Source organism: Streptomyces sp. P9(2023) (genome assembly GCF_032436795.1).
Taxonomy (GTDB): Bacteria; Actinomycetota; Actinomycetes; order Streptomycetales; family Streptomycetaceae; genus Streptomyces.
Genome location: NZ_JAUPWM010000009.1, coordinates 1 through 22273, shown reverse-complemented (window position 1 = coordinate 22273; position 22273 = coordinate 1). Strand labels below are relative to the sequence as shown.

General features: G+C 71.4%; 18 protein-coding genes and 1 pseudogene. 11 read left to right on the top strand and 8 right to left on the bottom strand.

Annotation, left to right across the window (positions count from 1 at the left end):
- Window positions 1-7 precede the first annotated feature (7 nt).
- Both Q5762_RS15375 and Q5762_RS15370 read right to left on the bottom strand, forming a co-directional pair.
- A complete protein-coding gene (locus Q5762_RS15375) occupies window positions 8-1123 on the bottom strand; it encodes a PQQ-dependent sugar dehydrogenase (RefSeq protein WP_315892650.1) in 1116 nt (371 codons plus the stop codon).
- An 89-nt stretch (window positions 1124-1212) separates the two neighbouring features.
- Complete coding sequence (locus Q5762_RS15370) at window positions 1213-2214, bottom strand: aldo/keto reductase (RefSeq protein WP_315892649.1); 1002 nt, start codon at window positions 2212-2214, stop codon at window positions 1213-1215.
- Between the two features lie 75 nt (window positions 2215-2289).
- Here Q5762_RS15370 and Q5762_RS15365 point away from each other — a divergent pair, with 75 nt between their 5' ends.
- The 6 genes and pseudogenes from Q5762_RS15365 to serA all read left to right on the top strand — a co-directional run bounded on the left by Q5762_RS15365 (window position 2290) and on the right by serA (window position 12425).
- The gene (locus Q5762_RS15365) at window positions 2290-3252 is read left to right on the top strand and encodes a 2-hydroxyacid dehydrogenase (protein ID WP_315892648.1); all 963 of its coding nucleotides are present in this window, start codon (window positions 2290-2292) and stop codon (window positions 3250-3252) included.
- 640 nt (window positions 3253-3892) lie between these two features.
- Window positions 3893-6761: pseudogene (locus tag Q5762_RS15360) on the top strand (putative bifunctional diguanylate cyclase/phosphodiesterase).
- A gap of 224 nt (window positions 6762-6985) precedes the next feature.
- Window positions 6986-8863, top strand: a complete 1878-nt coding sequence (locus Q5762_RS15355; RefSeq protein ID WP_315892647.1) for an acetolactate synthase large subunit — start codon at window positions 6986-6988, stop codon at window positions 8861-8863.
- Between the two features lie 38 nt (window positions 8864-8901).
- The gene (gene ilvN / locus Q5762_RS15350; RefSeq protein ID WP_215065241.1) at window positions 8902-9426 is read left to right on the top strand and encodes an acetolactate synthase small subunit; all 525 of its coding nucleotides are present in this window, start codon (window positions 8902-8904) and stop codon (window positions 9424-9426) included.
- Window positions 9427-9563: 137 nt separating this feature from the next.
- Window positions 9564-10565, top strand: a complete 1002-nt coding sequence (gene ilvC, locus Q5762_RS15345) for a ketol-acid reductoisomerase (RefSeq protein WP_315892646.1) — start codon at window positions 9564-9566, stop codon at window positions 10563-10565.
- Window positions 10566-10835: 270 nt separating this feature from the next.
- Window positions 10836-12425 carry a phosphoglycerate dehydrogenase gene (gene serA / locus Q5762_RS15340; RefSeq protein WP_315892645.1) on the top strand — a complete coding sequence of 530 codons (1590 nt, stop codon included), beginning with the start codon at window positions 10836-10838 and terminating at the stop codon, window positions 12423-12425.
- Window positions 12426-12511: 86 nt separating this feature from the next.
- Here serA and Q5762_RS15335 read toward each other — a convergent pair whose 3' ends face one another.
- The 3 genes from Q5762_RS15335 to Q5762_RS15325 are packed head-to-tail and all read right to left on the bottom strand — an operon-like array spanning window position 12512 to window position 15977.
- Window positions 12512-13684, bottom strand: a complete 1173-nt coding sequence (locus Q5762_RS15335; RefSeq protein WP_315892644.1) for a DUF1266 domain-containing protein — start codon at window positions 13682-13684, stop codon at window positions 12512-12514.
- Window positions 13681-14829, bottom strand: coding sequence for a DUF1266 domain-containing protein (locus Q5762_RS15330; protein WP_315892643.1), 1149 nt, complete (start codon window positions 14827-14829; stop codon window positions 13681-13683). Before Q5762_RS15330 ends, Q5762_RS15335 begins: the two co-directional genes overlap by 4 nt.
- Window positions 14830-14864: 35 nt before the next feature.
- On the bottom strand, window positions 14865-15977 hold the full coding sequence (locus Q5762_RS15325; protein WP_315892642.1) for a helix-turn-helix domain-containing protein: 1113 nt from the start codon (window positions 15975-15977) through the stop codon (window positions 14865-14867).
- Window positions 15978-16159: 182 nt separating this feature from the next.
- On the opposite strand from Q5762_RS15325, the gene Q5762_RS15320 reads away from it, so the two are divergent.
- The 3 genes from Q5762_RS15320 (at window position 16160) to Q5762_RS15310 (ending at window position 19113) form a co-directional block, all read left to right on the top strand.
- The gene (locus Q5762_RS15320; RefSeq protein ID WP_315892641.1) at window positions 16160-17086 is read left to right on the top strand and encodes a proline dehydrogenase family protein; all 927 of its coding nucleotides are present in this window, start codon (window positions 16160-16162) and stop codon (window positions 17084-17086) included.
- A 30-nt stretch (window positions 17087-17116) separates the two neighbouring features.
- On the top strand, window positions 17117-18748 hold the full coding sequence (pruA, locus tag Q5762_RS15315) for an L-glutamate gamma-semialdehyde dehydrogenase (protein ID WP_315892640.1): 1632 nt from the start codon (window positions 17117-17119) through the stop codon (window positions 18746-18748).
- 128 nt (window positions 18749-18876) lie between these two features.
- The gene (locus tag Q5762_RS15310) at window positions 18877-19113 is read left to right on the top strand and encodes a hypothetical protein (RefSeq protein ID WP_315892639.1); all 237 of its coding nucleotides are present in this window, start codon (window positions 18877-18879) and stop codon (window positions 19111-19113) included.
- On the opposite strand, the gene Q5762_RS15305 is transcribed toward Q5762_RS15310, so the two are convergent.
- On the bottom strand, window positions 19103-19993 hold the full coding sequence (locus tag Q5762_RS15305; RefSeq protein ID WP_315892638.1) for an alpha/beta hydrolase: 891 nt from the start codon (window positions 19991-19993) through the stop codon (window positions 19103-19105). The genes Q5762_RS15310 and Q5762_RS15305 overlap by 11 nt on opposite strands.
- Before the next feature lie 112 nt (window positions 19994-20105).
- Between Q5762_RS15305 and Q5762_RS15300 the strand changes: the two genes are divergently transcribed.
- Window positions 20106-20651: a GNAT family N-acetyltransferase gene (locus Q5762_RS15300; RefSeq protein ID WP_315892637.1), complete on the top strand. Its 546-nt coding sequence runs from the start codon at window positions 20106-20108 to the stop codon at window positions 20649-20651.
- 13 nt (window positions 20652-20664) lie between these two features.
- On the opposite strand, the gene Q5762_RS15295 is transcribed toward Q5762_RS15300, so the two are convergent.
- Together Q5762_RS15295 and Q5762_RS15290 are read right to left on the bottom strand one after the other, a co-directional pair.
- Window positions 20665-21390: a hypothetical protein gene (locus tag Q5762_RS15295; RefSeq protein ID WP_315892636.1), complete on the bottom strand. Its 726-nt coding sequence runs from the start codon at window positions 21388-21390 to the stop codon at window positions 20665-20667.
- Window positions 21387-21725 (bottom strand): PadR family transcriptional regulator, encoded by a 339-nt coding sequence (locus Q5762_RS15290; protein ID WP_315892635.1) that lies wholly within the window; start codon window positions 21723-21725, stop codon window positions 21387-21389. Before Q5762_RS15290 ends, Q5762_RS15295 begins: the two co-directional genes overlap by 4 nt.
- A gap of 303 nt (window positions 21726-22028) precedes the next feature.
- On the opposite strand from Q5762_RS15290, the gene Q5762_RS15285 reads away from it, so the two are divergent.
- The gene (locus Q5762_RS15285) at window positions 22029-22163 is read left to right on the top strand and encodes a hypothetical protein (protein WP_315892634.1); all 135 of its coding nucleotides are present in this window, start codon (window positions 22029-22031) and stop codon (window positions 22161-22163) included.
- Window positions 22164-22273: the final 110 nt, after the last annotated feature.

Genomic DNA, 22273 nt, shown 5'->3' with positions numbered 1-22273 from the left:
CCGCCTCCTACCTCACCTCCAGCCGGAGGATCTTGTCGTCGCCGGGCCCGGGCGTACCCCGGGTGTCGGTCTCGCTCGTCGTCAGCCAGAGCCGGCCGTCACCCGCCGCCAGGACCGTGCGCAGCCGTCCGTGCTCCTCGACGAGGAACGCCTCGGGGTCACCGGAGCGTTCCGCTCCGGACAACGGGATCCGCCAGAGGCGCTCGCCCCGCAGCCCCGCCATCCAGATCGCGCCCTCCGCGTACGCGATACCGCTCGGCGAGGCCTCGTCCGTCCTCCACTGCGCCACCGGGTCCACGAACCCGGACTTCTTCGCCACGCCCTCGACCTCCGGCCAGCCGTAGTTCTTCCCGGCCCGCACCAGATTCAGCTCGTCCCAGGTGTTCTGCCCGAACTCGGCCGCCCACAGCCGCCCGTCCCCGTCCCAGGCCAGGCCCTGCACATTGCGGTGACCGTACGAATAGACCACCGAACCGGGGAACGGATTGCCCGGCGCGGGCTTCCCCTCCGGCGTCATCCGCAGGATCTTGCCGCCCAGCGACTCCCGGTCCTGCGCGAGCCCGGTCTCGCCCCGCTCGCCCGTCCCCGCGTACAGCATCCCGTCCGGGCCGAACGCGATCCGCCCGCCGTTGTGCACGGTCCCCTTCGGGATGCCCGCGAGGACCACCTCGGGCGCGCCGAGCCGGTCCCCGGGCCCGCCTCCGTACGGCATGCGGACGATGCGGTTGTCCGACTCGGCCGTGAAGTACGCGTACACCCGGCCGTCCCGCACGGCGAGGCCGAGCAGTCCGCCCTCTCCGCCGGGAACCACCCCCGGCACCTCTCCGACCGGCGTCTTTCTCCCGGTCTGCGCGTCGACCCGGGTGATCGTACGCTCGTCGCGTGAGGCGACCAGGAGATCGCCGTCCGGCAGCGCGGCCACACCCCACGGCGACTTCAGGTCCTCGGTCAGCGTCCCGGCGACCCGCACGGAGCCCGGGGCGCCCGGCGTCCCCGATCCCGTAGCGGACGGTGACGCGGACGCGGGCGGGGAAGCGGAGGGCGACGAGGCCCCGTCCCCGTCCCCGTCCGACGCGCACCCGGTCAGCAGCCCCAGTACGGCGGCGGCCCCCACAGCTCCCACGAAAGCTCGGCCCACGGTTCCGATCCCTTCAAGCGGCGCTCCTTACCCTTGATACACCGCCGGGCCCGAGAAGGTTCCCGTTCGCGCCCTCAGTCCCACGATCCGCGCGGCCCGGGCAGCCCGGCGATCTCCGCCAGATCCCGGGCCGTCAGCACCAGCTCCGCCGCCCACGCGTTCTCCACCGCCCAGCGCTCCCGCTTCGCGCCCGGGATCGGCACCACGTTCGGCCCCTGTGCGAGCGCCCACGCCAGCGCGACCTGCGCCGGCGTGACGTCCTCCCCGTGCCGCGCCGCCACCCGCCGCAGCCCCGCCACCAGCGGCTGGTTCGCGGCCATCATCTCGGCGGTGAACCGGGGATGCCGGGCCCGCGGGTCGTCCGGCTCGAAACCGCCGCCCGGCGTCAGCGTCCCGGTCAGGAACCCGTTCCCCAGCGGCATCGCCGCCAGGAACCCCACCCCCCGCGCCTGGCACCACGGCAGCAGCCGCTCCAGCGCCTCCGGGGACCACACCGAAAGCTCGGCCTCCACCGCGCTCACCGGGAACACCTGCTGGATCCGCTCCAGCTGCCGGATCGTTCCCTCGAACACGTCGGCCGCCGTCCCCCGCCGCGCCCGGCGCGCGCCCACCGCGCAGAACCCGAGCGCCCGTACCTTGCCCACGGACACCAGCTCGGCCAGCGCGCCCCAGGTCTCCTCGACCGGCACCTCCGGGTCGGGCCGGTGCAGCTGGTAGAGATCGATCACATCGGTCTGCAGCCGTCGCAGCGAGGCGTCGCAGGCCCGCCGTACGTAACCGGGCCTGCCGTTGGCCACGACGTGCTGATCGCCCACCAGGAGACCGCACTTCGTCGACACGAACGCCTCCGCCCGCCGCCCCTTCAACGCCCGCCCCACCAGCAGCTCATTGGTGAACGGCCCGTACATGTCGGCGGTGTCGAGCAGGCTCACCCCGGCGTCCAGCGCCGCGTGCACCGTCCGCACTGAGCGGTCCCCGCGCTGCTGCGAGCATTCGTAGGCCCAGTTCATCGGCATACAGCCCAGGCCGACCGCGCCCACGTCGAGCGCCGCCGCCCCGATAGTCCTGCGCTCCACCTGCCGGTACCCCTCCCTGTGCCGTCCCCCAAAGTAACCAATGGCGGCCGGGATTCTTCGCATAGCCTCCCGGTCATGACACTCGATGACACCGCCGCTGACGTGTGGCTTCCGATTCCCGCGGACGAGATCGAAGGGCTTCCGGCGCCGGGCGCGTCGGGGCTCAACTACCGTTTCTGGGACGGTGGTCCGGACTTTCCCGCCGACCCGGCGCGCTGCGTCTTCTACGTGGTCCCGTACATGAAGGGTCCGGAGATCGCCGTCCGGCCGCTCGCCGCGATGACCTCGATCCGCGTCGTACAGACGCTCTCGGCGGGCACGGACCATGTCACGCCCGGTATCGGGTCGCTGCGCCCGGGGGTGGACCTGTGCAACGCCAAGGGCGTCCACGAGGCCAGCACCGCCGAACTCGCCCTCGCGCTCATCCTCGCCTCGCTGCGCGGGATCCCCGGCTTCGTGCGCGGCCAGGACAAGGAGGAGTGGCTTTCCGGCTTCTATCCGGCGCTCGCCGACAAGTCCGTACTGATCGTGGGGTACGGATCCATCGGCGCCGCCATCGAGGACCGGCTCGCGCCCTTCGAGTGCGCGCGGGTGGTGCGCGTCGCGCGCTCCGCACGCACCACGGAGCGCGGGCCCGTCCACCCCCTCTCCGAACTTCCGGCCCTGCTGCCCCAGGCGGACGTGGTCGTGCTCTCCACTCCGCTCACGCCCGAGAGCCGGCACCTCGCCGACGCGGGGTTTCTCGCCCGGATGAAGGACGACGCCCTTCTGGTGAACGTCGCCCGCGGTCCCGTGGTGGACACCGCCGCACTGCTCAAGGAGGTCGAGAGCGGGCGGATCAGCGCCGCACTGGATGTCACCGACCCCGAACCGCTGCCGCCGGGCCACCCGTTGTGGCACGCTCCCGGTGTTCTCGTCAGTCCCCATGTCGGCGGTTCCACTTCGGCGTTCATGCCCCGGGCGAAGCGGCTGATCGCCGCCCAGATCACCCGGTTGGTCGCGGGGGAGCGGCCGGCGAACGTGGTCCTGACCACCTGAGAGGGCCGCCCGGGCCCGTGCGCCCCCTCGGTGCGCCTGTCGCGAGCCCCCGGGCCGTCACGCAGAGTACAGCAGCCCTGTCCCTGTGTGACGGTCCTGGTGTATCGTCCCGAAGCGGGGGGCTTGCGTCGAGTACGAGCTGACGCTGGGGAGCGAAGTGACGGGTCACCAGATTCCGAGGGGGGCGACGGGTGATGTACGGCCGATGGACCGACGATCCGACGCGGCGGTGCCGCCGTCGACGACCCTCGCGCGCGACGACGACACCGGGCCGCCCGCGCAGGGAGCCCGCCTCCGCAGGGCGGGCGGCGCCACCGGCCTCCCCGCCCAGCCGGACCGGCACACCGCCGACCGGGACCATGCCCCGGACCCGGACGCGACCGTGCGCCCCGACACCGGGCGCGTTACCGGCCCCCGGCACCCCGAAGGCCACGAGGCTTCCGACGGCGGCGCGGAAGCGCACGCAAGCGCGGACGGCCGTCGCAGCACCGAAGCGCACGGGCGCGCCGACGGAAGCACCGAAGTACGCGGCGGCGCCGACGGATTCGCGGAAGCTTCCGACGGCGGTCGCTGTGCCGAGGAGCACGGGCGGGCCGACGGGCACGGAAGTGCCCGTGCGCACGGATCGTCGGCGGACCCGATGAGCGCCCCCGGCGCGCTCATCGAGCGCGGGCAGGTCGCGGGTGGCGGTGCCCCCGCCTCCGCCTCCGGTCCCGGCCGGTTCCGGCCGGGACCCGTCCGCTCCGCGTTCCCCACCGGCCTCGTCCAGGTCCTCCTCGGACTGATCTGCGCGGGGTACGCGACCGGCGCCGCCCTCGGCTGGGGCTCCGAGCGACTGGCCCTGGTCATGGGCGACTTCGGCCTCAGCGTCGCCGCCCTCGCCGCCGGCGTCTCCTGCTTCCTCTACGCGCGCGTGCACGAGCGCCGCTTCCGCCCCGCCTGGCTGCTCTTCGCCTTCTCCTCCACGATGGCCGCCGCAGGGAACGCAGTCTGGGGCTGGTACGAAGTCGTGCTCGACAAGGAGGTGCCCAGCCCCTCCTTCGCCGATCTCTTCTTCCTGCTCTTCGCCCCGCCCGCGATCGTCGGCCTGCTCGTCCTCGCCAAGAAACCCGTCACCCGGGCCGGCTGGGTCTGCCTCGCCCTCGACGCCTGGCTCATCGGCGGCTCACTGCTCACCCTGTCCTGGAGCCTGGCCCTCGCGAGCACCGCCCAATCCGAGGGCGAGAGCGTCGCCCGGGCCGCACTCACCCTGGCCTACCCGCTGCTCGACATCGTTCTCGTCAGCATGGTCCTGGCCCTGCACTTCCGCCGCTCCCAGGTGAACCGCTCGGCGACCAACACCGCCATCGCCGCCTTCGCCCTCACCGTGCTGTGCGACGCCCTGTTCACCTCCCCGCTGCTCCGCGAGAACTACACCTCCGGCCAGCTCCTCGACGCCGGCTGGTTCGCGGGCTCGCTGCTCCTCGCGTACGCCCCCTGGGGAGTGCGCCGCCCCTCGCCTGCCACCGGGGCCGCGTCCACGCGCGACCGGCGCCACCACAGCCGCCCCGTCGCGGGCTCGCTGGCCGCCCTCACCCCGTATCTCGCCGCCGCCGTCTGCACGCTCGGCATCCTGTACAACGTCGTCGAGGGACGCAGAGTGGACCGCGTGGTCGTCCTCACCGGCTGCACGGTCGTGCTCGCCCTGGTCGTCCGCCAGGGCATCATGCTCCTCGACAACATCGCCCTCACCCACGAACTGGCCCAGAAGGAGAACCACTTCAGGTCCCTGGTGCAGGGCTCCAGCGACGTGATCATGATCGCCGCGCCGACCGGCATACTCCGGTACGTCAGCCCCGCCGCCTCCGGTGTCTACGGACGGGAGGCCGAGGACCTGATCGGCGAGGAGCTGGCCTCGATCATCCATCCCGAGGACCTCGGCGGGGTCGTCCACGAGGTCCGCCGCTTCCTCGCCGCTCCTCCCTCGGAGGAGCCGACCACCCGGATCGAGTGTCGCTTCCGCTCCGGCCGCGGCGACTGGCTCAACGTCGAGTCGACCGTCAACCGCCACCAGGGCGGGCTGATCTTCAACAGCCGGGACGTGACCGAACGGGTCCGCCTCCAGGCCCAGTTGCAGCACAACGCGGAGCACGACCCGCTCACCGACCTGCCCAACCGCGCGCTGTTCACCCGCCGCGTCCGCAAGGCGCTCGCCGGCCGCCGCGCCTCCGACCCCGGCACGGCCGTGCTCTTCATCGACCTCGACGGCTTCAAGGGCGTCAACGACCGCCTCGGCCACCAGGCCGGGGACGAGCTGCTGATCCAGGCCGCCCGCCGCCTCCAGGACTCCGTACGGGCCGGGGACACCGCCGCCCGGCTCGGCGGGGACGAGTTCGCGGCGCTCATCCTCGGCGACGGCGGCCGGGACCGCGCCGCCCGCGACCGCCAGGTCCAGGAGATCGCCGACCGGCTGCGCCTCACGCTCTCCCAGCCGTACCGCGTCGAGGGCGGGAACGAGGTACGGGTCGCCGCCTCCATCGGCGTCGCCTTCGCCGAGCCCGGCATCAGCGCCGGGGACCTGCTGCGCAACGCCGACCTCGCCATGTACCGGGCCAAGGCCGCCGGCAAGGACCGCGTCGAGATGTACGCCCCGCAGATGCAGGCCGAGGTCGTCCGCAGGACGGAGCTGGCCACCCGGCTGCGCACCGCGCTCGACGACGGCGAGTTCGCGCTGCTCCACCAGCCCGTGGTGGACCTCACCAGCGGCCGGATCACCGCCGTCGCCGCCCAGGCCCGCTGGCGCTCCGCGCAGGGCATCCTCTTCACCCCCGCCGAGTTCCTCCGGGTCGCCGACGACGGCGAGCGCGTCGCCGAGCTCGGCCGCTGGCTCCTCGAACAGGCCGTCGAGCAGGCGGCCGAGCGGGCCGGGCTGGGCCACCCGACCCCGGTCTCCGTCCGGCTCTCCGCCCGCCGGCTGCTCGACCGCTCACTCCCGCTCGCCACCGTCGAGGCCCTGCTGACCCGCCACGGGCTCCCGTCCGGCTCCCTGATGATCGAGCTGGCCGACAACGACCCCCGGGTCTCCTTCGACGACCTGGAGCAGCGCCTGGTCGTCCTGCGCCGGCTCGGCGTACGGATCGCGCTCGACGGCTTCGGCAGCGGATACGCGGCCATCAACGCGCTGCGCCGCCTCCCCGTCGACGTACTGAAGCTGGACCGGGGGCTCGTCGAGGGCGTGGTCGAATCCGCCCGGCTCCGGAAGATCACCAGCGGGCTGCTGCGGATCGCCTCGGACCTCGGGCTCCAGTCCGTCGCCGAGGGCGTGGACGTCCCCGAGCAGGTGCTCGCCCTGCGCGCCATGGGGTGCACCCACGGCCTGGGCATGGCGTTCTCGGGCCCGCTCGACGAGTACCGGCTGCGCCGCGCCCTCGTCCGGGACGAGTACCCCGTCCCCGGCGGCGCGGCGGTTCCTGTCCGGAAGCCGTCCCTCGATCCGCTCAAATAGTGAGACGCCTGTCCCACCCACTTGACACTGGTAGTGGCTCGGAGAGAGGGTCAGTGCCATGCGCACCCGAATTCTCGTACTTGGAAAGCGCGTCGGCTGAAGCAGGGCCTCAAGCAGGCCCGGCTTGAAACGCTACCGACGCGCTCCCCTCGCTTGCCTCCCGGCACGAGGGGTTTTTTGTTGCACCGGCTCCCGCCAAACCCTCGCAAAACCCTCGCAAAGACCCTCTGCTTCGAGAAGAGAATGCTGATGACCGAGCAGGCCACCGGGCACCATCCGCAGCCGCGGACCCGTAACGGCGGGCAGTCCGCCACCATCGTCGAGCACGTCACGGGTGCGCAGTCCCTCATCCGTTCGCTCGAAGAAGTAGGGGCCGACACCGTCTTCGGCATTCCGGGTGGCGCCATCCTCCCCGCGTACGACCCGATGATGGACTCGCAGAGGGTCCGCCACATCCTGGTCCGGCACGAGCAGGGCGCGGGCCACGCCGCGACCGGCTACGCCCAGGCCACCGGCAAGGTCGGCGTCTGCATGGCGACGTCCGGGCCCGGCGCCACCAACCTGGTCACCCCGATCGCCGACGCCCACATGGACTCCGTCCCGCTGGTCGCGATCACCGGCCAGGTCGCCTCGAAGGCCATCGGCACGGACGCCTTCCAGGAGGCGGACATCTGCGGCATCACGATGCCGATCACCAAGCACAACTTCCTGGTCACCAAGGCCGAGGACATCCCGAAGACGATCGCCGAGGCCTTCCACATCGCCTCCACCGGCCGTCCCGGCCCGGTCCTGGTCGACATCGCCAAGGACGCCCTGCAGGCGAAGACGGTCTTCAGCTGGCCGCCGCAGACCGACCTGCCCGGCTACCGCCCGGTGACCAAGCCGCACGCCAAGCAGATCCGCGAGGCCGCCAAGCTCCTCAGCGCCGCCAAGCGCCCCGTCCTGTACGTCGGCGGCGGTGTCCTGAAGGCCGGTGCCACCGCCGAGCTGAAGATCCTCGCCGAGCTCACCGGCGCCCCCGTCACCACCACCCTGATGGCGCTGGGCGCGTTCCCCGACAGCCACCCGCTGCACGTGGGAATGCCGGGCATGCACGGTGCGGTCACCGCCGTCACCGCGCTGCAGAAGGCCGACCTGATCGTCGCCCTCGGAGCCCGCTTCGACGACCGCGTCACCGGCAAGCTGGACAGCTTCGCCCCGTACGCCAAGATCGTCCACGCCGACATCGACCCGGCCGAGATCGGCAAGAACCGCGCCGCCGACGTCCCGATCGTCGGTGACGCCCGCGAGGTCATCGCCGACCTGGTCCAGGCCGTCCAGGCCGAGTACAGCGAGGGCAACAAGGGCGACTACACCGCCTGGTGGACCGACCTGAACCGCTGGCGCGAGACCTACCCGCTGGGCTACGACGTGCCGGAGGACGGCAGCCTCTCGCCGCAGCAGGTCATCCAGCGGATCGGCCAGCTCGCCCCCGCCGACACCATCTACGCGGCCGGCGTCGGCCAGCACCAGATGTGGGCCGCGCACTTCATCGACTACGAGAAGCCGGCCACCTGGCTGAACTCCGGCGGCGCCGGAACGATGGGCTACGCGGTCCCCGCCGCCATGGGCGCCAAGGCCGGCATGCCGGACCGCCCGGTCTGGGCGATCGACGGCGACGGCTGCTTCCAGATGACCAATCAGGAACTCGTCACCTGCGCGCTCAACAACATCCCGATCAAGGTCGCCATCATCAACAACGGCGCCCTCGGGATGGTCCGCCAGTGGCAGACCCTCTTCTACAACCAGCGCTACTCCAGCACCGTCCTGCACGCCGAGGACACCGGCCACGACGCCGCCGGCTCCCAGGTCGGCGCCAGCACGGCGCCCCGCAAGGGCACCCGCGTCCCCGACTTCGTCAAGCTGTCCGAGGCCATGGGCTGCGTCGCGCTGCGCTGCGAGGACCCGGCCGACCTGGACAAGGTCATCGAAGAGGCCAACGCCATCAACGACCGCCCGGTCGTGATCGACTTCATCGTCCACGAGGACGCCCAGGTCTGGCCGATGGTCGCCGCCGGCACCTCCAACGACGAGGTCATGGCAGCCCGGGGCGTCCGCCCCGACTTCGGCGACAACGAAGACGACTGAGACCGAGACCGAGAGCCGTAGGAAGAGGAACGACGCACATGACTAGGCACACGCTCTCCGTCCTGGTGGAGAACACCCCCGGCATCCTGGCCCGGATCGCCGCGCTGTTCTCCCGGCGCGGGTTCAACATCGACTCGCTCGCCGTCGGTGTCACCGAGCACCCCGACATCTCCCGCATCACCATCGTGGTGAACGTCGAGGACCTCCCCCTGGAGCAGGTGACCAAGCAGCTCAACAAGCTGGTCAACGTCCTGAAGATCGTCGAACTCGAGCCCAGCGCCGCGATCCAGCGCGAGCTCGTCCTGGTGAAGGTCCGCGCCGACAACGAGACCCGCTCCCAGATCGTCGAGATCGTCCAGCTGTTCCGCGCCAAGACCGTGGACGTCTCGCCCGAGGCGGTCACCATCGAGGCCACCGGTTCGAGTGACAAGCTCGACGCGATGCTCAAGATGCTGGAGCAGTTCGGCATCAAGGAGCTCGTGCAGTCCGGCACGATCGCCATAGGGCGTGGAGCGCGGTCCATCACCGACCGCTCCCTGCGGGCCCTCGACCGCAGCGCCTGACCGTCAACCACGCCTGACCGTCAACCCCGGCTGACCGCCTGTCCACAACGGCGGTCCGCCAGGCGAGACCCGAAAACCTTCCTCCCGCTCCCCGCCGTACGGTGGGACGCAACACCAGCACATCAAGGAGATTCCCAGTGGCCGAGCTGTTCTACGACGACGACGCCGACCTGTCCATCATCCAGGGCCGCAAGGTCGCGGTGATCGGTTACGGCAGCCAGGGCCACGCCCACGCGCTGTCGCTCCGTGACTCGGGTGTCGACGTCCGCGTCGGTCTGCACGAGGGCTCCAAGTCCAAGGCGAAGGCCGAGGAGCAGGGCCTGCGCGTGGTCACGCCCGCCGAGGCCTCCGCCGAGGCCGACGTCATCATGATCCTGATCCCGGACCCGATCCAGGCCAAGGTCTACGAGGAGTCGATCGCCCCGAACCTGAAGGACGGCGACGCCCTCTTCTTCGCGCACGGCTTCAACGTCCGCTTCGGCTTCATCAAGCCCCCGGCCGGCGTCGACGTCGCGCTCGTCGCCCCCAAGGGCCCGGGCCACCTGGTCCGCCGTCAGTACGAGGAGGGTCGCGGCGTCCCCGCGATCGCCGCGGTCGAGCAGGACGCCACGGGCAACGCCTTCGCCCTGGCCCTCTCGTACGCCAAGGCCATCGGCGGCACGCGTGCGGGCGTCATCAAGACGACCTTCACCGAGGAGACCGAGACCGACCTGTTCGGTGAGCAGGCCGTCCTGTGCGGTGGCGCCTCCGCGCTGGTCAAGGCGGGCTTCGAGACCCTGGTCGAGGCCGGCTACCAGCCGGAGATCGCCTACTTCGAGTGCCTGCACGAGCTGAAGCTCATCGTCGACCTCATGTACGAGGGCGGCCTGGAGAAGATGCGCTGGTCCGTCTCCGAGACCGCCGAGTGGGGCGACTACATCACCGGCCCGCGCATCATCACGGACGCCACCAAGGCCGAGATGAAGCAGGTCCTCACCGAGATCCAGGACGGCACCTTCGCCCAGAACTGGATGGACGAGTACCACGGCGGTCTGAAGAAGTACAACGAGTACAAGACCCAGGACGAGAAGCACCTCCTGGAGACCACCGGCAAGGAGCTGCGCAAGCTCATGAGCTGGGTGAACGACGAGGAGGCGTAAGCCTTCGGGGGTGGGGGTCCCCCCACGCCCCCTGGGGCGTGGGGGAGGGCCGGACGGTGTGTCCGGCCCCTCACCGCATCGTTGGACACCCCGTCCAACCACGGACGGGTGATCCTTCCAACGAGGCGCATGAACAGCGCCTTAGCACCACTACACTCTCAACAACATTCGCGTTCAGGCCCACAGCGTCGTGCGCTTTCACGCGGCAAGCCCCCTCCACCGCCTGCGGCCGTCGGGACGGCCGTCCGCACTGGATCTGTGAGGACTCACGTGAGCTCGAAACCCGTCGTACTCATCGCTGAAGAGCTGTCGCCCGCCACCGTCGACGCCCTGGGCCCGGACTTCGAGATCCGGCACTGCAACGGCGCCGACCGCGCCGAGCTGATCCCCGCCATCGCCGACGTGGACGCGATCCTGGTCCGCTCCGCGACCAAGGTGGACGCCGAGGCCATCGCCGCGGCGAAGAAGCTCCGCGTCGTCGCCCGGGCCGGTGTCGGCCTGGACAACGTCGACGTCTCCGCCGCCACCAAGGCCGGCGTGATGGTCGTGAACGCGCCGACCTCCAACATCGTCACCGCCGCCGAGCTCGCCTGCGGTCTGCTCGTCGCCACCGCGCGCAACATCCCGCAGGCCAACACCGCGCTGAAGAACGGCGAGTGGAAGCGCTCCAAGTACACGGGCGTCGAGCTCAGCGAGAAGACCCTCGGCGTCGTCGGCCTCGGCCGCATCGGCGTCCTGGTCGCCCAGCGGATGTCCGCGTTCGGCATGAAGATCGTCGCGTACGACCCCTACGTGCAGCCGGCCCGCGCCGCCCAGATGGGGGTGAAGCTGCTGACCCTCGACGAGCTCCTGGAGGTCGCCGACTTCATCACCGTCCACCTGCCGAAGACCCCCGAGACCCTCGGTCTCATCGGCGACGAGGCGCTGCACAAGGTCAGGCCGTCCGTCCGGATCGTCAACGCCGCGCGCGGCGGGATCGTGGACGAGGAGGCGCTGTACTCGGCGCTCAAGGAGGGCCGGGTCGCCGGCGCCGGCCTCGACGTGTACGCGAAGGAGCCCTGCGTGGACTCCCCGCTCTTCGAGCTCGACCAGGTCGTCTGCACCCCGCACCTCGGCGCGTCCACGGACGAGGCCCAGGAGAAGGCCGGTATCGCGGTCGCCCGCTCGGTGCGCCTCGCGCTCGCCGGTGAGCTGGTCCCGGACGCGGTCAACGTCCAGGGCGGTGTCATCGCCGAGGACGTCAAGCCCGGTCTGCCGCTCGCCGAGAAGCTCGGCCGCATCTTCACCGCGCTCGCGGGCGAGGTCGCGGCGCGGCTCGACGTCGAGGTGTACGGCGAGATCACCCAGCACGACGTGAAGGTGCTCGAACTCTCCGCGCTCAAGGGCGTGTTCGAGGACGTGGTCGACGAGACCGTGTCGTACGTCAACGCCCCGCTGTTCGCGCAGGAGCGCGGTGTCGAGGTCCGACTGACCACCTCCAGCGAGTCCCCCGACCACCGCAACGTGGTGACCGTGCGCGGCACGCTCGCGAGTGGCGAGGAGGTCGCGGTCTCCGGCACGCTGGCCGGCCCCAAGCACCTCCAGAAGATCGTCGCCGTCGGTGACTACGACGTGGACGTGGCGCTCGCCGACCACATGGTGGTGCTCCGCTACGAGGACCGCCCGGGTGTCGTCGGCACCGTGGGCCGCATCCTCGGCGAGGCCGGCCTGAACATCGCGGGCATGCAGGTGGCGCGCGCGGAGGAGGGCGGCGAGGCGCTCGTCGTCCTCACCGTGGACGACACGGTCCCGGCCACGGTGCTCACCGAGATCGCGGACGAGATCGGCGCCGCGTCGGCCCGCTCGGTCAACCTGGTCTGACCGGGCCGCACTTGCCCCACCCGGCCGCCTGCCGAGCGTCGTACCCGCTCAGCAGGCGGCCGGTCCCATGATGCGGCCGGAGCGTCTCAGCGCCAGGGGACGTTCCGCCAGGGGCTGCCCTCGTGCTCCGTCAGGACACGGTGGGCCGCCACGTTCCCCTCGTGGAAGCAGCCGTACTCCTCCCCGTCGAAGCGCAGCACCCGCCCCAGCGCGTACCCGGTCGAGTACTCCTGCCACGACACGTACGCCGACCGGGCAAGGGCTCCCGCGTGGACGATCGCCTGCTCGGCCTCCGGGGGCGCGCAGAACCGGGCCGACAGGCCCCAGCGGGCCAGATTCACCGCCCGGCCGTAGTCGTACGCGACCGTCTTCCGCACCCGCCCGTCCGGCGGCAGCAGCCCCTCGGCCCGGAACCGGGCCTCGTACCGCAGGATGCGGCGTACGAGCTCCTCGATGTGCCGCACGGTCGTCGGGCTCGCACCCAGGTCCTGGGCGTGGCCGGCGGCCGTCTCGCGCCACTCGTCGGCCGACGGGACGGCGCCACGGGCGCTCCGCAGCTCCTCGCGGACCCGGAGGGCGAAGTCCGGCTCCGGCGGGCTGTTGCGCCCGTCGAGCAGCGCGTCCAGCTGCTTCCGCCAGCCTTCGCGGTCGGTGACGCCCCATGCGTCGCGGAGCGTGTCGAGCTCGTGGGTGTACCCCGTATAGGCCGAGCCGACGTCGTTCCACGGGACGCCGTTGCCGAACGCCAGATGGGCGCCGCAGGAGAGACCGAAGGCGAGCGGCCCGTGCAGCGGGCCGTTCCGCAGGGCGACGAACCGGTCGCCCCAGCCCCGCTCCTCCTCGGAGTACGCGCGCAGCCACCACGCGCGCCGCTCGGGCGTGGCGGACAGCAGCAGCTCACCGGGGGTGCCGCCGTTGACCGCGAGGAGGACCCGGGGGTCGCGCCAGTCGAACTCGGCGACCCAGCGGAGGCTGACCCGGTGGAACACCCAGTCCGGATGCCAGGGCGGCAGCATGCCGCGGGTGAGGACCGGCCGGACGAGGAGCCCCTTCGGCGCCTGCTGGGGGCGCCACCAGACGGCGTCCGGCTCGGCGTCCACCTCCGCCTTGGAGGCGCCGATGAAGAGCTCGGCCCCGGCGAGGACCCGGAGCTGCGCCCTGAGGTCGCCGTGCAGCACCGCCTCGTGCAGTAGCTGCTCGGTCTCGGACGGCGGGATCCACGGGGCGTCGGGTGAGGCGGGTTTGCGGCGGAAGTTCATGACCACTTGATGTTCCGGTAGGGGCTCGACGGGTCCTGCGTGAGGGTGCGGTGGACGGCCAGGGACTCCTGGTACATCGGCTCGGGGTCGTCCTCGTCGAAGTGGATCAGCCGGGCCAGCAGATAGCCGAGCGAGAACTCGGCCCAGGAGCCGTAGGCCGGCCGGGCGGCTTCGAGGATCTGGTGCAGGGACTGCTCGGCCTCCTGCGGATCGCAGTAGCGGGCGCCGAGCGCGAGGCGTACGACGTTCACGGCGCGGCCGTGGTCGAAGGCGGCGAGGGTGTCGACCCAGCCGTCCGGCGGGAGGAGGCCGTCGATGCGGAACCGCTGCTCGTAGTGGGTGATCCGGCGCAGGAACTCCGTGGCCTCGGCCGGGTCCTCGCCGTAGGGGTCGTCCCGCTCGAAGTTCTCGGTGACCGTCGAGGCCCACTGCTCGTCGGTCGGCGGGTGGCCGAGGCGTGCGGTGAGACGGCGTCGCATCCCCAGGACGGACTCGGGGACCCGGCCGACCAGCCGGGTGGCGATCAGGGTCCGCAGCTTCTCCCGGAAGTCCGCGCGGTGGTGGACCGCCCAGGGCCGCCGCAGCCGGGCGACGTCCGTGGGGTAGTCCTCGTACTGGGCGCCGAGCGCGTTCCACACCAGGCCGTTGAGGACGGCGAGGTGCGCACCGAGCGCGAGGGCGTGCGCGACCGGCCCGTGCAGGTGCTCGCCGGCATGGGTGAGCAGTCGCAGCCGCGCGGGTCCGCCGCCGTGGGCGTCGGCCTCCTCCCAGGCCCGCCGGTCGGCGGGCCTGGCCGGCAGGGTGGCCTCGAAGGGGGTGTCCGGGTTGACCGCGAGCCGCCATCGGTCGTGCGGCCAGGCGGCGGCGAGCCTGCCGAGGGTGGTCTGCTTGAACACCCAGTCCGGGTGCCACGGCGGCAGCATGCCCTGGGTGAGGACCGGTACGACCGTGCGCCGGGTGGCCTTGTCGCGGCGGCTGGGGAGCGGCGGGGCGAAGCCGGGCGCGTCGGCGTGCAGCCGGGGGAGGAGCACGTAGAGGCGGGTCCTGCCGAGGGCGTCCAGGACGGCGTCCCGGTCCCCGCGCGCCCCTGCTTCGTAGAGCAGCCGCTCGGTGTACGTCGGTGCCGTCCAACTCCCCGTGGTCATGGGGAGATCCTATGAAACGGGGTGGCGGGGTCCGACTAGAGGCGGGCCGACTTCAGGGACATGTGGAGCAGAAGGCGGTCCTCGCCGTCGTCCAGGTCCAGGCCCGTGAGCTGTTCGACCTTGGACAGCCGGTAGTAGAGGGTCTGGCGGTGGACGCCGAGAGCGGCTGCCGTACGGCCCGCCTGGCCGGCGTTGTCGAGGAACACCTCGGCTGTGCGGGCCAGTTCGGCGTGCGCGGGGGCGAGCAGCGGCGCGACGGCGGGGTCGATCTCGGGGTGGTACAGCGCGGCGAGGAGGCGGTAGGGGCCGATCCCGGCCCATTCGGCGACCGGGCCGAGCTTCGGCTGCGCCGTGGCGGCACGGGCCGCCGTGCTGGCTTCCCGCCAGGCCGCCGGGAGCTCCGCGAGACCCCGCCGGGGGGTGGCGATACCGGCCGGGGCGTCCGCGCGCAGCCGCTCGGCGGCCGTATGGGCGGGGGAGAGATCCTCGGCCGTGCGCAGCCGTACGAGGACCGCGAGGGACTCGCCTTCCGTGAGCGTGGTGACGGCCGCCGCGCCGGGGACGGCCCGGATCGAGGGGGCCTCGCCCCGCCAGGGGGTCACGCAGACCACGGTGTGCAGACCGTCCGCACTCGGCCCCAGAGCCGCCCGGAGCGCCGCCAGGGCCATGTCGTTCTGCCGGCCCCGCCCGGCGGTCAGGACTGCGGCGAACTCGCGCGAGAGGTCGGCGCCCGCGCGCTCCTCGTCGGCGAGGAGGCCGCCGATCCGGGTGGCGACCTCCATCGCGGCGGTGAGCTGGGCGTGGGTGGGCCCGGGCTCGGCGTCGAGCAGCCAGACGTAGCCGAGGACCACGCCCCGATGCCGTACGGGGAGGCAGACGCGGTCCCGGAACACGCCGGCGTCCGGGGCGGCCGGGATACGGACCGGGCCGGTCGCCCGGGTGATGCCGAAGCCCTCGAACCAGGCGCGGACGGCGGGCGTCGACTTCCGGGTCAGGATCGAGCGGGTGCGGACCGGGTCCATCGCCATGTCGTCGTCGCTGTCGTGGGCCCCGAAGGCGATCAGCCCGAAGTCGCGGTTCTCCAGCGTCGCCGGGGCATCGAGGAGCGCCGAAATCTCGTCCACCAGTTCTTGGTAATCGCCCTTCACGGCGCCATTCTCGCATCCCCTCAGACATTTGTATGAGATGCCGCCCACAGATGCGTGACAGCTGTCGATGGCAGAGGATCGGAGCGATCCTTAGGTTTCACGGTGGTTCTCCGTGCTGTTCCCGATTGCTTACGAAAGTTCGGGTAGGCACCCTTCGTCACCTTGCCCTTCTGGAGGTCCCCGTGCTGGGTCCCGTGATCCTCGCCGCGTCCCGCAGCGACAAGATGCGCCGTTTCGTGTCGGCCGCCCCCGGGACCAAGCAGGTCGTGGACCGGTTCATCGCCGGCGAGACGGTCGAGCACGTCATCCCGATCGTCCAGGACATCACCGGCCGCGGCCTTGAGGTCACCCTCGACGTCGTCGGCGAGGACATCACCACCGTTGAGCAGTCCCACGCCGCGCGCGACGCGTACCTGGAGCTCGTCGGCCGCCTGAAGGAGCTGGGCCTCGGCGAGCGCGCCGAGATGTCGGTGAAGCTGTCGATGTTCGGACAAGCGCTGGAAGGCGGGCACGAGCTCGCCCTCGCCAACGTCCGCCCGGTCGTCGCGGCCGCCGCCGAGATCGGTACCACGGTCACCCTTGACGCCGAGGACCACACCACCCTCGACTCGATGTTCGCCATCCACGAGGAGCTGCGGAAGGACTTCCCGCAGACCGGCTGCGTCATCCAGGCGTACCTCTTCCGCACCGAGGACGACGCCCGCCGCCTCGCCGCCGAGGGCTCCCGCGTCCGGATCGTGAAGGGCGCCTACAAGGAGCCCGCCTCCGTCGCCATCCAGGACAAGCCCGAGATCGACAAGGCCTACGTCCGGATCATGAAGATCCTGATGGACGGCGAGGGCTACCCGATGATCGGCTCCCACGATCCGCGACTGATCTCGATCGGCCAGGAGCTCGCCCGCCGCGCGGGGCGCAAGCTGGACGAGTACGAGTTCCAGATGCTGTACGGCATCCGCAGCGAGGAGCAGAACCGGCTGGCCGCCGAGGGCCACCGGATGCGGGTGTACACCGCGTACGGCACCGACTGGTACGGCTACTTCATGCGCCGCCTCGCGGAGAAGCCGGCCAACCTCCTCTTCTTCGCCCGCTCCATCCTCACCAAGGGCTGAGCCCACCCCTCACAAGGAGTTACGAGACTCATGGACGCTGTGACCCAGGTCCCCGCTCCGGTCAACGAGCCGGTGCACAGCTACGCCCCCGGTTCCCCCGAGCGCGCCCGTCTTGAGGCGAAGCTCAAGGAGCTGGCCGACAACCCGCGCGAGCTGCCGATGACCATCGGCGGCGTCAAGCGCATGGGCGGCGGCGAGCGCGTCGACGTCGTGCAGCCGCACAACCACAAGTCCGTCATCGGCACCTTCGCCGGTGCCACCCAGCAGGACGCCCAGGACGCGATCGACGCCGCCCTGGCCGCCGCTCCGGCCTGGCGCGCGATGGCCTTCGACGACCGCGCCGCGATCATCCTGCGCGCCGCCGAGCTGCTGGCCGGCCCCTGGCGCGAGACGCTGGCCGCCTCCACGATGCTGGGCCAGTCGAAGACCGCGCAGCAGGCCGAGATCGACACCCCCTGCGAGCTCGTCGACTTCTGGCGCTTCAACGTGGCGTACGCCCGCCAGATCCTCGCCGAGCAGCCGCCGGCGACCTCCCCGGGCGTGTGGAACCGACTGGACCACCGCCCGCTTGAGGGCTTCGTCTACGCGATCACGCCGTTCAACTTCACGGCCATCGCGGGCAACCTGCCCACCGCCCCCGCCCTCATGGGCAACGTGGTGATCTGGAAGCCGTCCCCGACCCAGACCCACTCCGCCGTGCTCCTCATGGAGCTCCTGGAGGAGGCCGGTCTGCCGAAGGGCGTCATCAACCTGGTGACGGGCGACGGCATCGCCGTCTCCGAGGTGGCCCTGAACCACCGCGACCTGGCCGGTATCCACTTCACCGGTTCGACCAAGACCTTCCAGCACCTGTGGAAGACGGTCGGCAACAACATCGAGTCGTACCGCTCGTACCCGCGGATCGTCGGCGAGACCGGTGGCAAGGACTTCGTCGTCGCCCACCCGAGCGCCGACCGCGCGATCCTGAAGACCGCGCTGACCCGCGGCTCCTTCGAGTTCCAGGGCCAGAAGTGCTCCGCGTCCTCGCGTGCGTACGTCCCGGCCTCCATCTGGAACTCGGGCTTCAAGGAGGACTTCGCGGCCGAGGTCGACGGCATCAAGATGGGTGACGTCACCGACCTGTCGAACTTCATCGGCGCCGTCATCGACGAGCGTTCGTTCGCGAAGAACAAGGCCGCGATCGACCGCGCGAAGGCCGACGAGACCTGCGAGATCGTCGCCGGTGGCACGTACGACGACGCGGAGGGCTACTTCGTCCGTCCGACCGTCATCGCGTGCACCGACCCGGCGAACGAGGTCTTCACGACCGAGTACTTCGGCCCGATCCTCGCGATCCACGTCTACGAGGACGACAAGTACGAGGAGATGCTGGCGCAGATGGAGTCGGTCTCGGCGTACGCGCTGACCGGCTCGATCATCGCCGGTGACCGGGCGGCCGCGGCCGACGCGATGGAGAAGCTCCGTTTCGCGGCGGGCAACTTCTACATCAACGACAAGTCGACCGGCGCCGTCGTCGGCCAGCAGCCCTTCGGTGGCGGCCGCGCCTCGGGCACGAACGACAAGGCCGGCGCCCTGCAGAACCTGATGCGCTGGACGCTGACCCGCGCGATCAAGGAGACCCTGGTCCCGCCGACCGAGTACGGCTACCCCCACATGGGCTGACGCCCCCTGGGCCGCCCTGAGGCCCACCCCTGACACCGCCCCCCTCCTGGACCCCCAACCCAGGACGGGGGCGGTTCTCATGCGGTGGGCTTACGCTGCTGGGAGGGGGTTCGGTGAGGAGGCACGACATGCCTGGTTCGACGACGATCCGCCCCGGGCACGGGGTCGACGGGATCGAGCACCTCGACGCGTTGCGGATGATGTCCCTGATGAAGGAGCTGCACCGGCTGCTGACCGAGCCGGGACCTGACGGGATCACCGACGCGCAGGTCGCGGCCCTGCGCGCGGGCGAGGGCGACCATCGAGAGCCCTTCACCGACTGGGTGGAGCGAATGGCCCGCGACCTGGAGAAGGCTACGGCCTGACGAGGACGCGCCGCGCGAGGAAGTCACCGATCAGCTCGGCGATCCGGGGCGCGTGCGTCTCCAGGGCGAAGTGGCCCGTCGGCAGGAGGTGGATCTCCGCGTCCGGGAGGTCGCGGAGGAAGGCCTTCGCGCCCGCCGGGACGAAGACCTCGTCGCCCTCGCCCCAGACGGCGAGCAGCGGGACCTGGGTGGCGCGGAAGTACTCGTGGAAGGCCGGGTACAGGGCGAAGTTGGAGCCGTAGTCGGCGATCAGGCCCAGCTGGATGTCGTCCTGGCCGGCGCGGGCCGTCAGGGCGGCGTCGTGGTGCCAGGCGTCGGGGCTGAGCAGGTCGCGGAACTCGGCCGGGACGCCCGTCTCGTACTGCCACTTGATGCCGTCGAGCGAGCGGATCGCGCGGACCGGCTCCTCGGTCTCGGGGGTGCGGTCCGCGATCAGGGCGAGGACCGGGGACCACGCGTCGGCGCCGAGTCCCTCCTCGTACGCGTTCCCGTTCTGGGTCACGATCGCGGTGACGCGCTCGGGGTGGGCGAGCGCGAGGCGCAGGCCGATGGGGGCGCCGTAGTCCTGGACGTAGAGGGCGAACCGGTCCAGGCCCAGGGCCTCGGTGAACTCCGCCGTGACGGCGGCCAGTTCGGCGAAGGTGTAGTCGAACTCCTCGGCCGACGGCGCCGCGCTGCGGCCGAAGCCGATGTGGTCGGGGGCTACCAGGCGGAACCTGTCGGCGAGGAGCGGGATCAGGTCGCGGAACATGTGCGAGCTGGTGGGGAAGCCGTGCAGCAGGAGCAGGACGGGCGCGTCGGCGGGGCCGGCCTCCCGGTAGAAGACCTCGTGGCCGCGGACGGTGGTGGTGCGGTGGTGGACCTGCGTCGCGCTTGCCATCTCTAACCCCTTGAGGTGTTGTGACCGGTTACGCCTTGAGTCAAGCAGGTGCCTGTGTAACCAGTCAAGTGCGCCGAAGGGGTTAGAGGCGCCCGCGCGGCAGACTGGGGGCATGACGGACTCCGTGCGTGTCGCACCCACCCATGAGCTCGGCCCCCAACGGCTGCGTGCCGTACGGGAGATGCTCGACGTCGCCTTCCGGGGCGGGTTCTCCGACGAGGACTGGGACCACGCCCTCGGTGGCGTCCACGCCTGGGTGGAGGACGAGCGCGGGGTGGCCGCCCATGGCAGCGTCATCCTGCGGCGGGTGCTCCATGGGGGCCGCTCGTACCGGGTCGGATACGTCGAGGGCGTGGGCGTGCGCGACGACCGGCGGCGGCAGGGGCTCGGCGGGCTCGTGATGGCCGAGCTGGAGCGGGTGATCGACGGGGCGTACGTGTTCGGGGCGCTGTCCGCCTCCGAGGACGGCGCCGGGCTGTACGCGGCGCGCGGGTGGCGCCTGTGGGAGGGGCGGATCGAGGCGCTCGCGCCCGACGGGATCGTCCACCTGCCCGATGAGGAGGGGTCGGTCTATGTCCGGTCGGCGGGCGGCCGCGTCCTTCCGTCCCCGGCCGCCGCCGCGCTCGTCTTCGACTGGCGCGACGGCGACGTGCTCTGAGCCTTGGGAGGGCTCAGTCCTCGCAGCCCTTGGTGGCGTCCCGCTTCAGGCCGATCACCCCGCCCGCCAGTCCGAACAGCGCGGCGAAGATCGCCACGGACGGCGGCAGATCGAAGGCGCCGACGGTGGTCGTCACGACCGCGACGACGACCAGCAGCAGCCAGACCGCGAAGAGCGTCTTGCCCTTGCGGCTGAGGAAGAGCCATCGGCCGGGCCGCTCGGGCAGGGTGTCGAGAGCCCCGGCCGGTCCTTCGCTCGCCGCCTTCGGGCGCTTGAAGTAGGCGAAGAGCATCCACTCCCCGCACATCTCCCACCCTTCCGGCGTCAGCCGGTCGAGCGCCTCGTCGCGCCGCCTCCCGTTGATCAGCTCACGGCGATACTCCCAGCGCAGAGCGGCGCCCGGCACCCGCCGGCACATGAACCGGCCGAGCGTGTCGAGGCCTTCGACCTCCCAGCCCTGGTCGCCGTGGAGCGCGAGCAGTCGCCGGTCGTTGTAGATGTCGGCCGTCCAGAGCCAGGTCTCGGCCTTCTCGGCGGGCTCCGCCGCCGCCGGCACCGTGCCGCCCAGGCGCGCCGCGAAGTCGGCGGCCGGGCCGAACTCCTCCTCCGGCGACGTGCCCGTATCGGCGAGGTGCCCGCGTAGTTCGGCGACGGTGGAGGCGATCTGCTCCGCCGGTACGCCGGCTCCGCGCAGCGCGTCGGTCAGCTCGTCGAAGTACGTGCTCGGCTCGGTGTTCATCGTGGTCCCCCGGTCTTCAGCATGGTCCGTACGGCGGTGTGGAAGGTCAGCCACGCCCCGCTCTCTGTGGTGAGGTGGCTCCGGCCCTGTTCGGTGAGGCGGTAGTAGCGTCGCCCCGGCCCCCGCTCCGCGGCCCGGAACTCGGCCTCCACCAGCCCGGCTTCCTCCAGCCGGTTCAGTACGGGATAGAGCGTCCCGCCCTTGATCTCGCCGAGCCCCGCCTCGGCGAGCGCCTTGGAGATCTCGTACCCGTAACTCTCCTCCTCCGTGAGGCAGGAGAGGACGAGGAGGTCCAGGACGCCCTTGAGCCAACTTGATCTGCGGTCTGCGGCCATGGCTGTATTCCATCACTAGATAGGTAGGAATGCAATCTAGGTGGGGTAGCCAGCTGGCCTGCTGGATCAGGCCGTGACCGGTCGCCGTCTCAGATAGTAGGAAGTCCGAGTAATTGTGGAGACAGACGCGGTCGGCTGTCCTAGCTTTGTAGGAGCCGAACGTCTCGCTCCATCAGCGAATGGCGGTCGTGAGCGCGACAGCCCTTGTGCAGGCAACCCCTGCGGGCCCGCTCCCCGCCCCTTCCGGCGCCTTCGATCACCACTGATCTCGGATCATCACTGATCTCAAGGAGTCGATCCCCCATGGCCGCTGAGACCGCCCGCCGTGTCCGCCACTCCGTCGCCCGCCCGAGCGGCGACGACGCCCGTAAGAACGCCGCCGCCGCCCTGCAGCGTGCCCTCGACCGCCGTGACAACGGCGGGTCGACCGGGCACTAGGCGCTAGGGCCTGTCCGCCGGACAGGCCCTAGGTGTATTGCCCTGTGAGGTTGGGGACGCGGCTGGCGGGTGGTTTGCCTGCGAGGGCGGTGTGTCCGCGGTGGTGATTG

Bases quoted from the DNA above. Each gene is read 5' to 3' on its own strand.
- Q5762_RS15310 (WP_315892639.1), top strand. From the start codon at position 18,877: ATGCCTGGTTCGACGACGATCCGCCCCGGGCACGGGGTCGACGGGATC.
- Q5762_RS15330 (WP_315892643.1), bottom strand. From the start codon at position 14,829: ATGACCACGGGGAGTTGGACGGCACCGACGTACACCGAGCGGCTGCTC.
- Q5762_RS15285 (WP_315892634.1), top strand. From the start codon at position 22,029: ATGGCCGCTGAGACCGCCCGCCGTGTCCGCCACTCCGTCGCCCGCCCG.
- Q5762_RS15300 (WP_315892637.1), top strand. From the start codon at position 20,106: ATGACGGACTCCGTGCGTGTCGCACCCACCCATGAGCTCGGCCCCCAA.
- Q5762_RS15290 (WP_315892635.1), bottom strand. From the start codon at position 21,725: ATGGCCGCAGACCGCAGATCAAGTTGGCTCAAGGGCGTCCTGGACCTC.
- Q5762_RS15355 (WP_315892647.1), top strand. From the start codon at position 6,986: ATGACCGAGCAGGCCACCGGGCACCATCCGCAGCCGCGGACCCGTAAC.
- pruA (WP_315892640.1), top strand. From the start codon at position 17,117: ATGGACGCTGTGACCCAGGTCCCCGCTCCGGTCAACGAGCCGGTGCAC.
- ilvN (WP_215065241.1), top strand. From the start codon at position 8,902: ATGACTAGGCACACGCTCTCCGTCCTGGTGGAGAACACCCCCGGCATC.
- Q5762_RS15295 (WP_315892636.1), bottom strand. From the start codon at position 21,390: ATGAACACCGAGCCGAGCACGTACTTCGACGAGCTGACCGACGCGCTG.
- Q5762_RS15305 (WP_315892638.1), bottom strand. From the start codon at position 19,993: ATGGCAAGCGCGACGCAGGTCCACCACCGCACCACCACCGTCCGCGGC.
- Q5762_RS15365 (WP_315892648.1), top strand. From the start codon at position 2,290: ATGACACTCGATGACACCGCCGCTGACGTGTGGCTTCCGATTCCCGCG.
- Q5762_RS15335 (WP_315892644.1), bottom strand. From the start codon at position 13,684: ATGAACTTCCGCCGCAAACCCGCCTCACCCGACGCCCCGTGGATCCCG.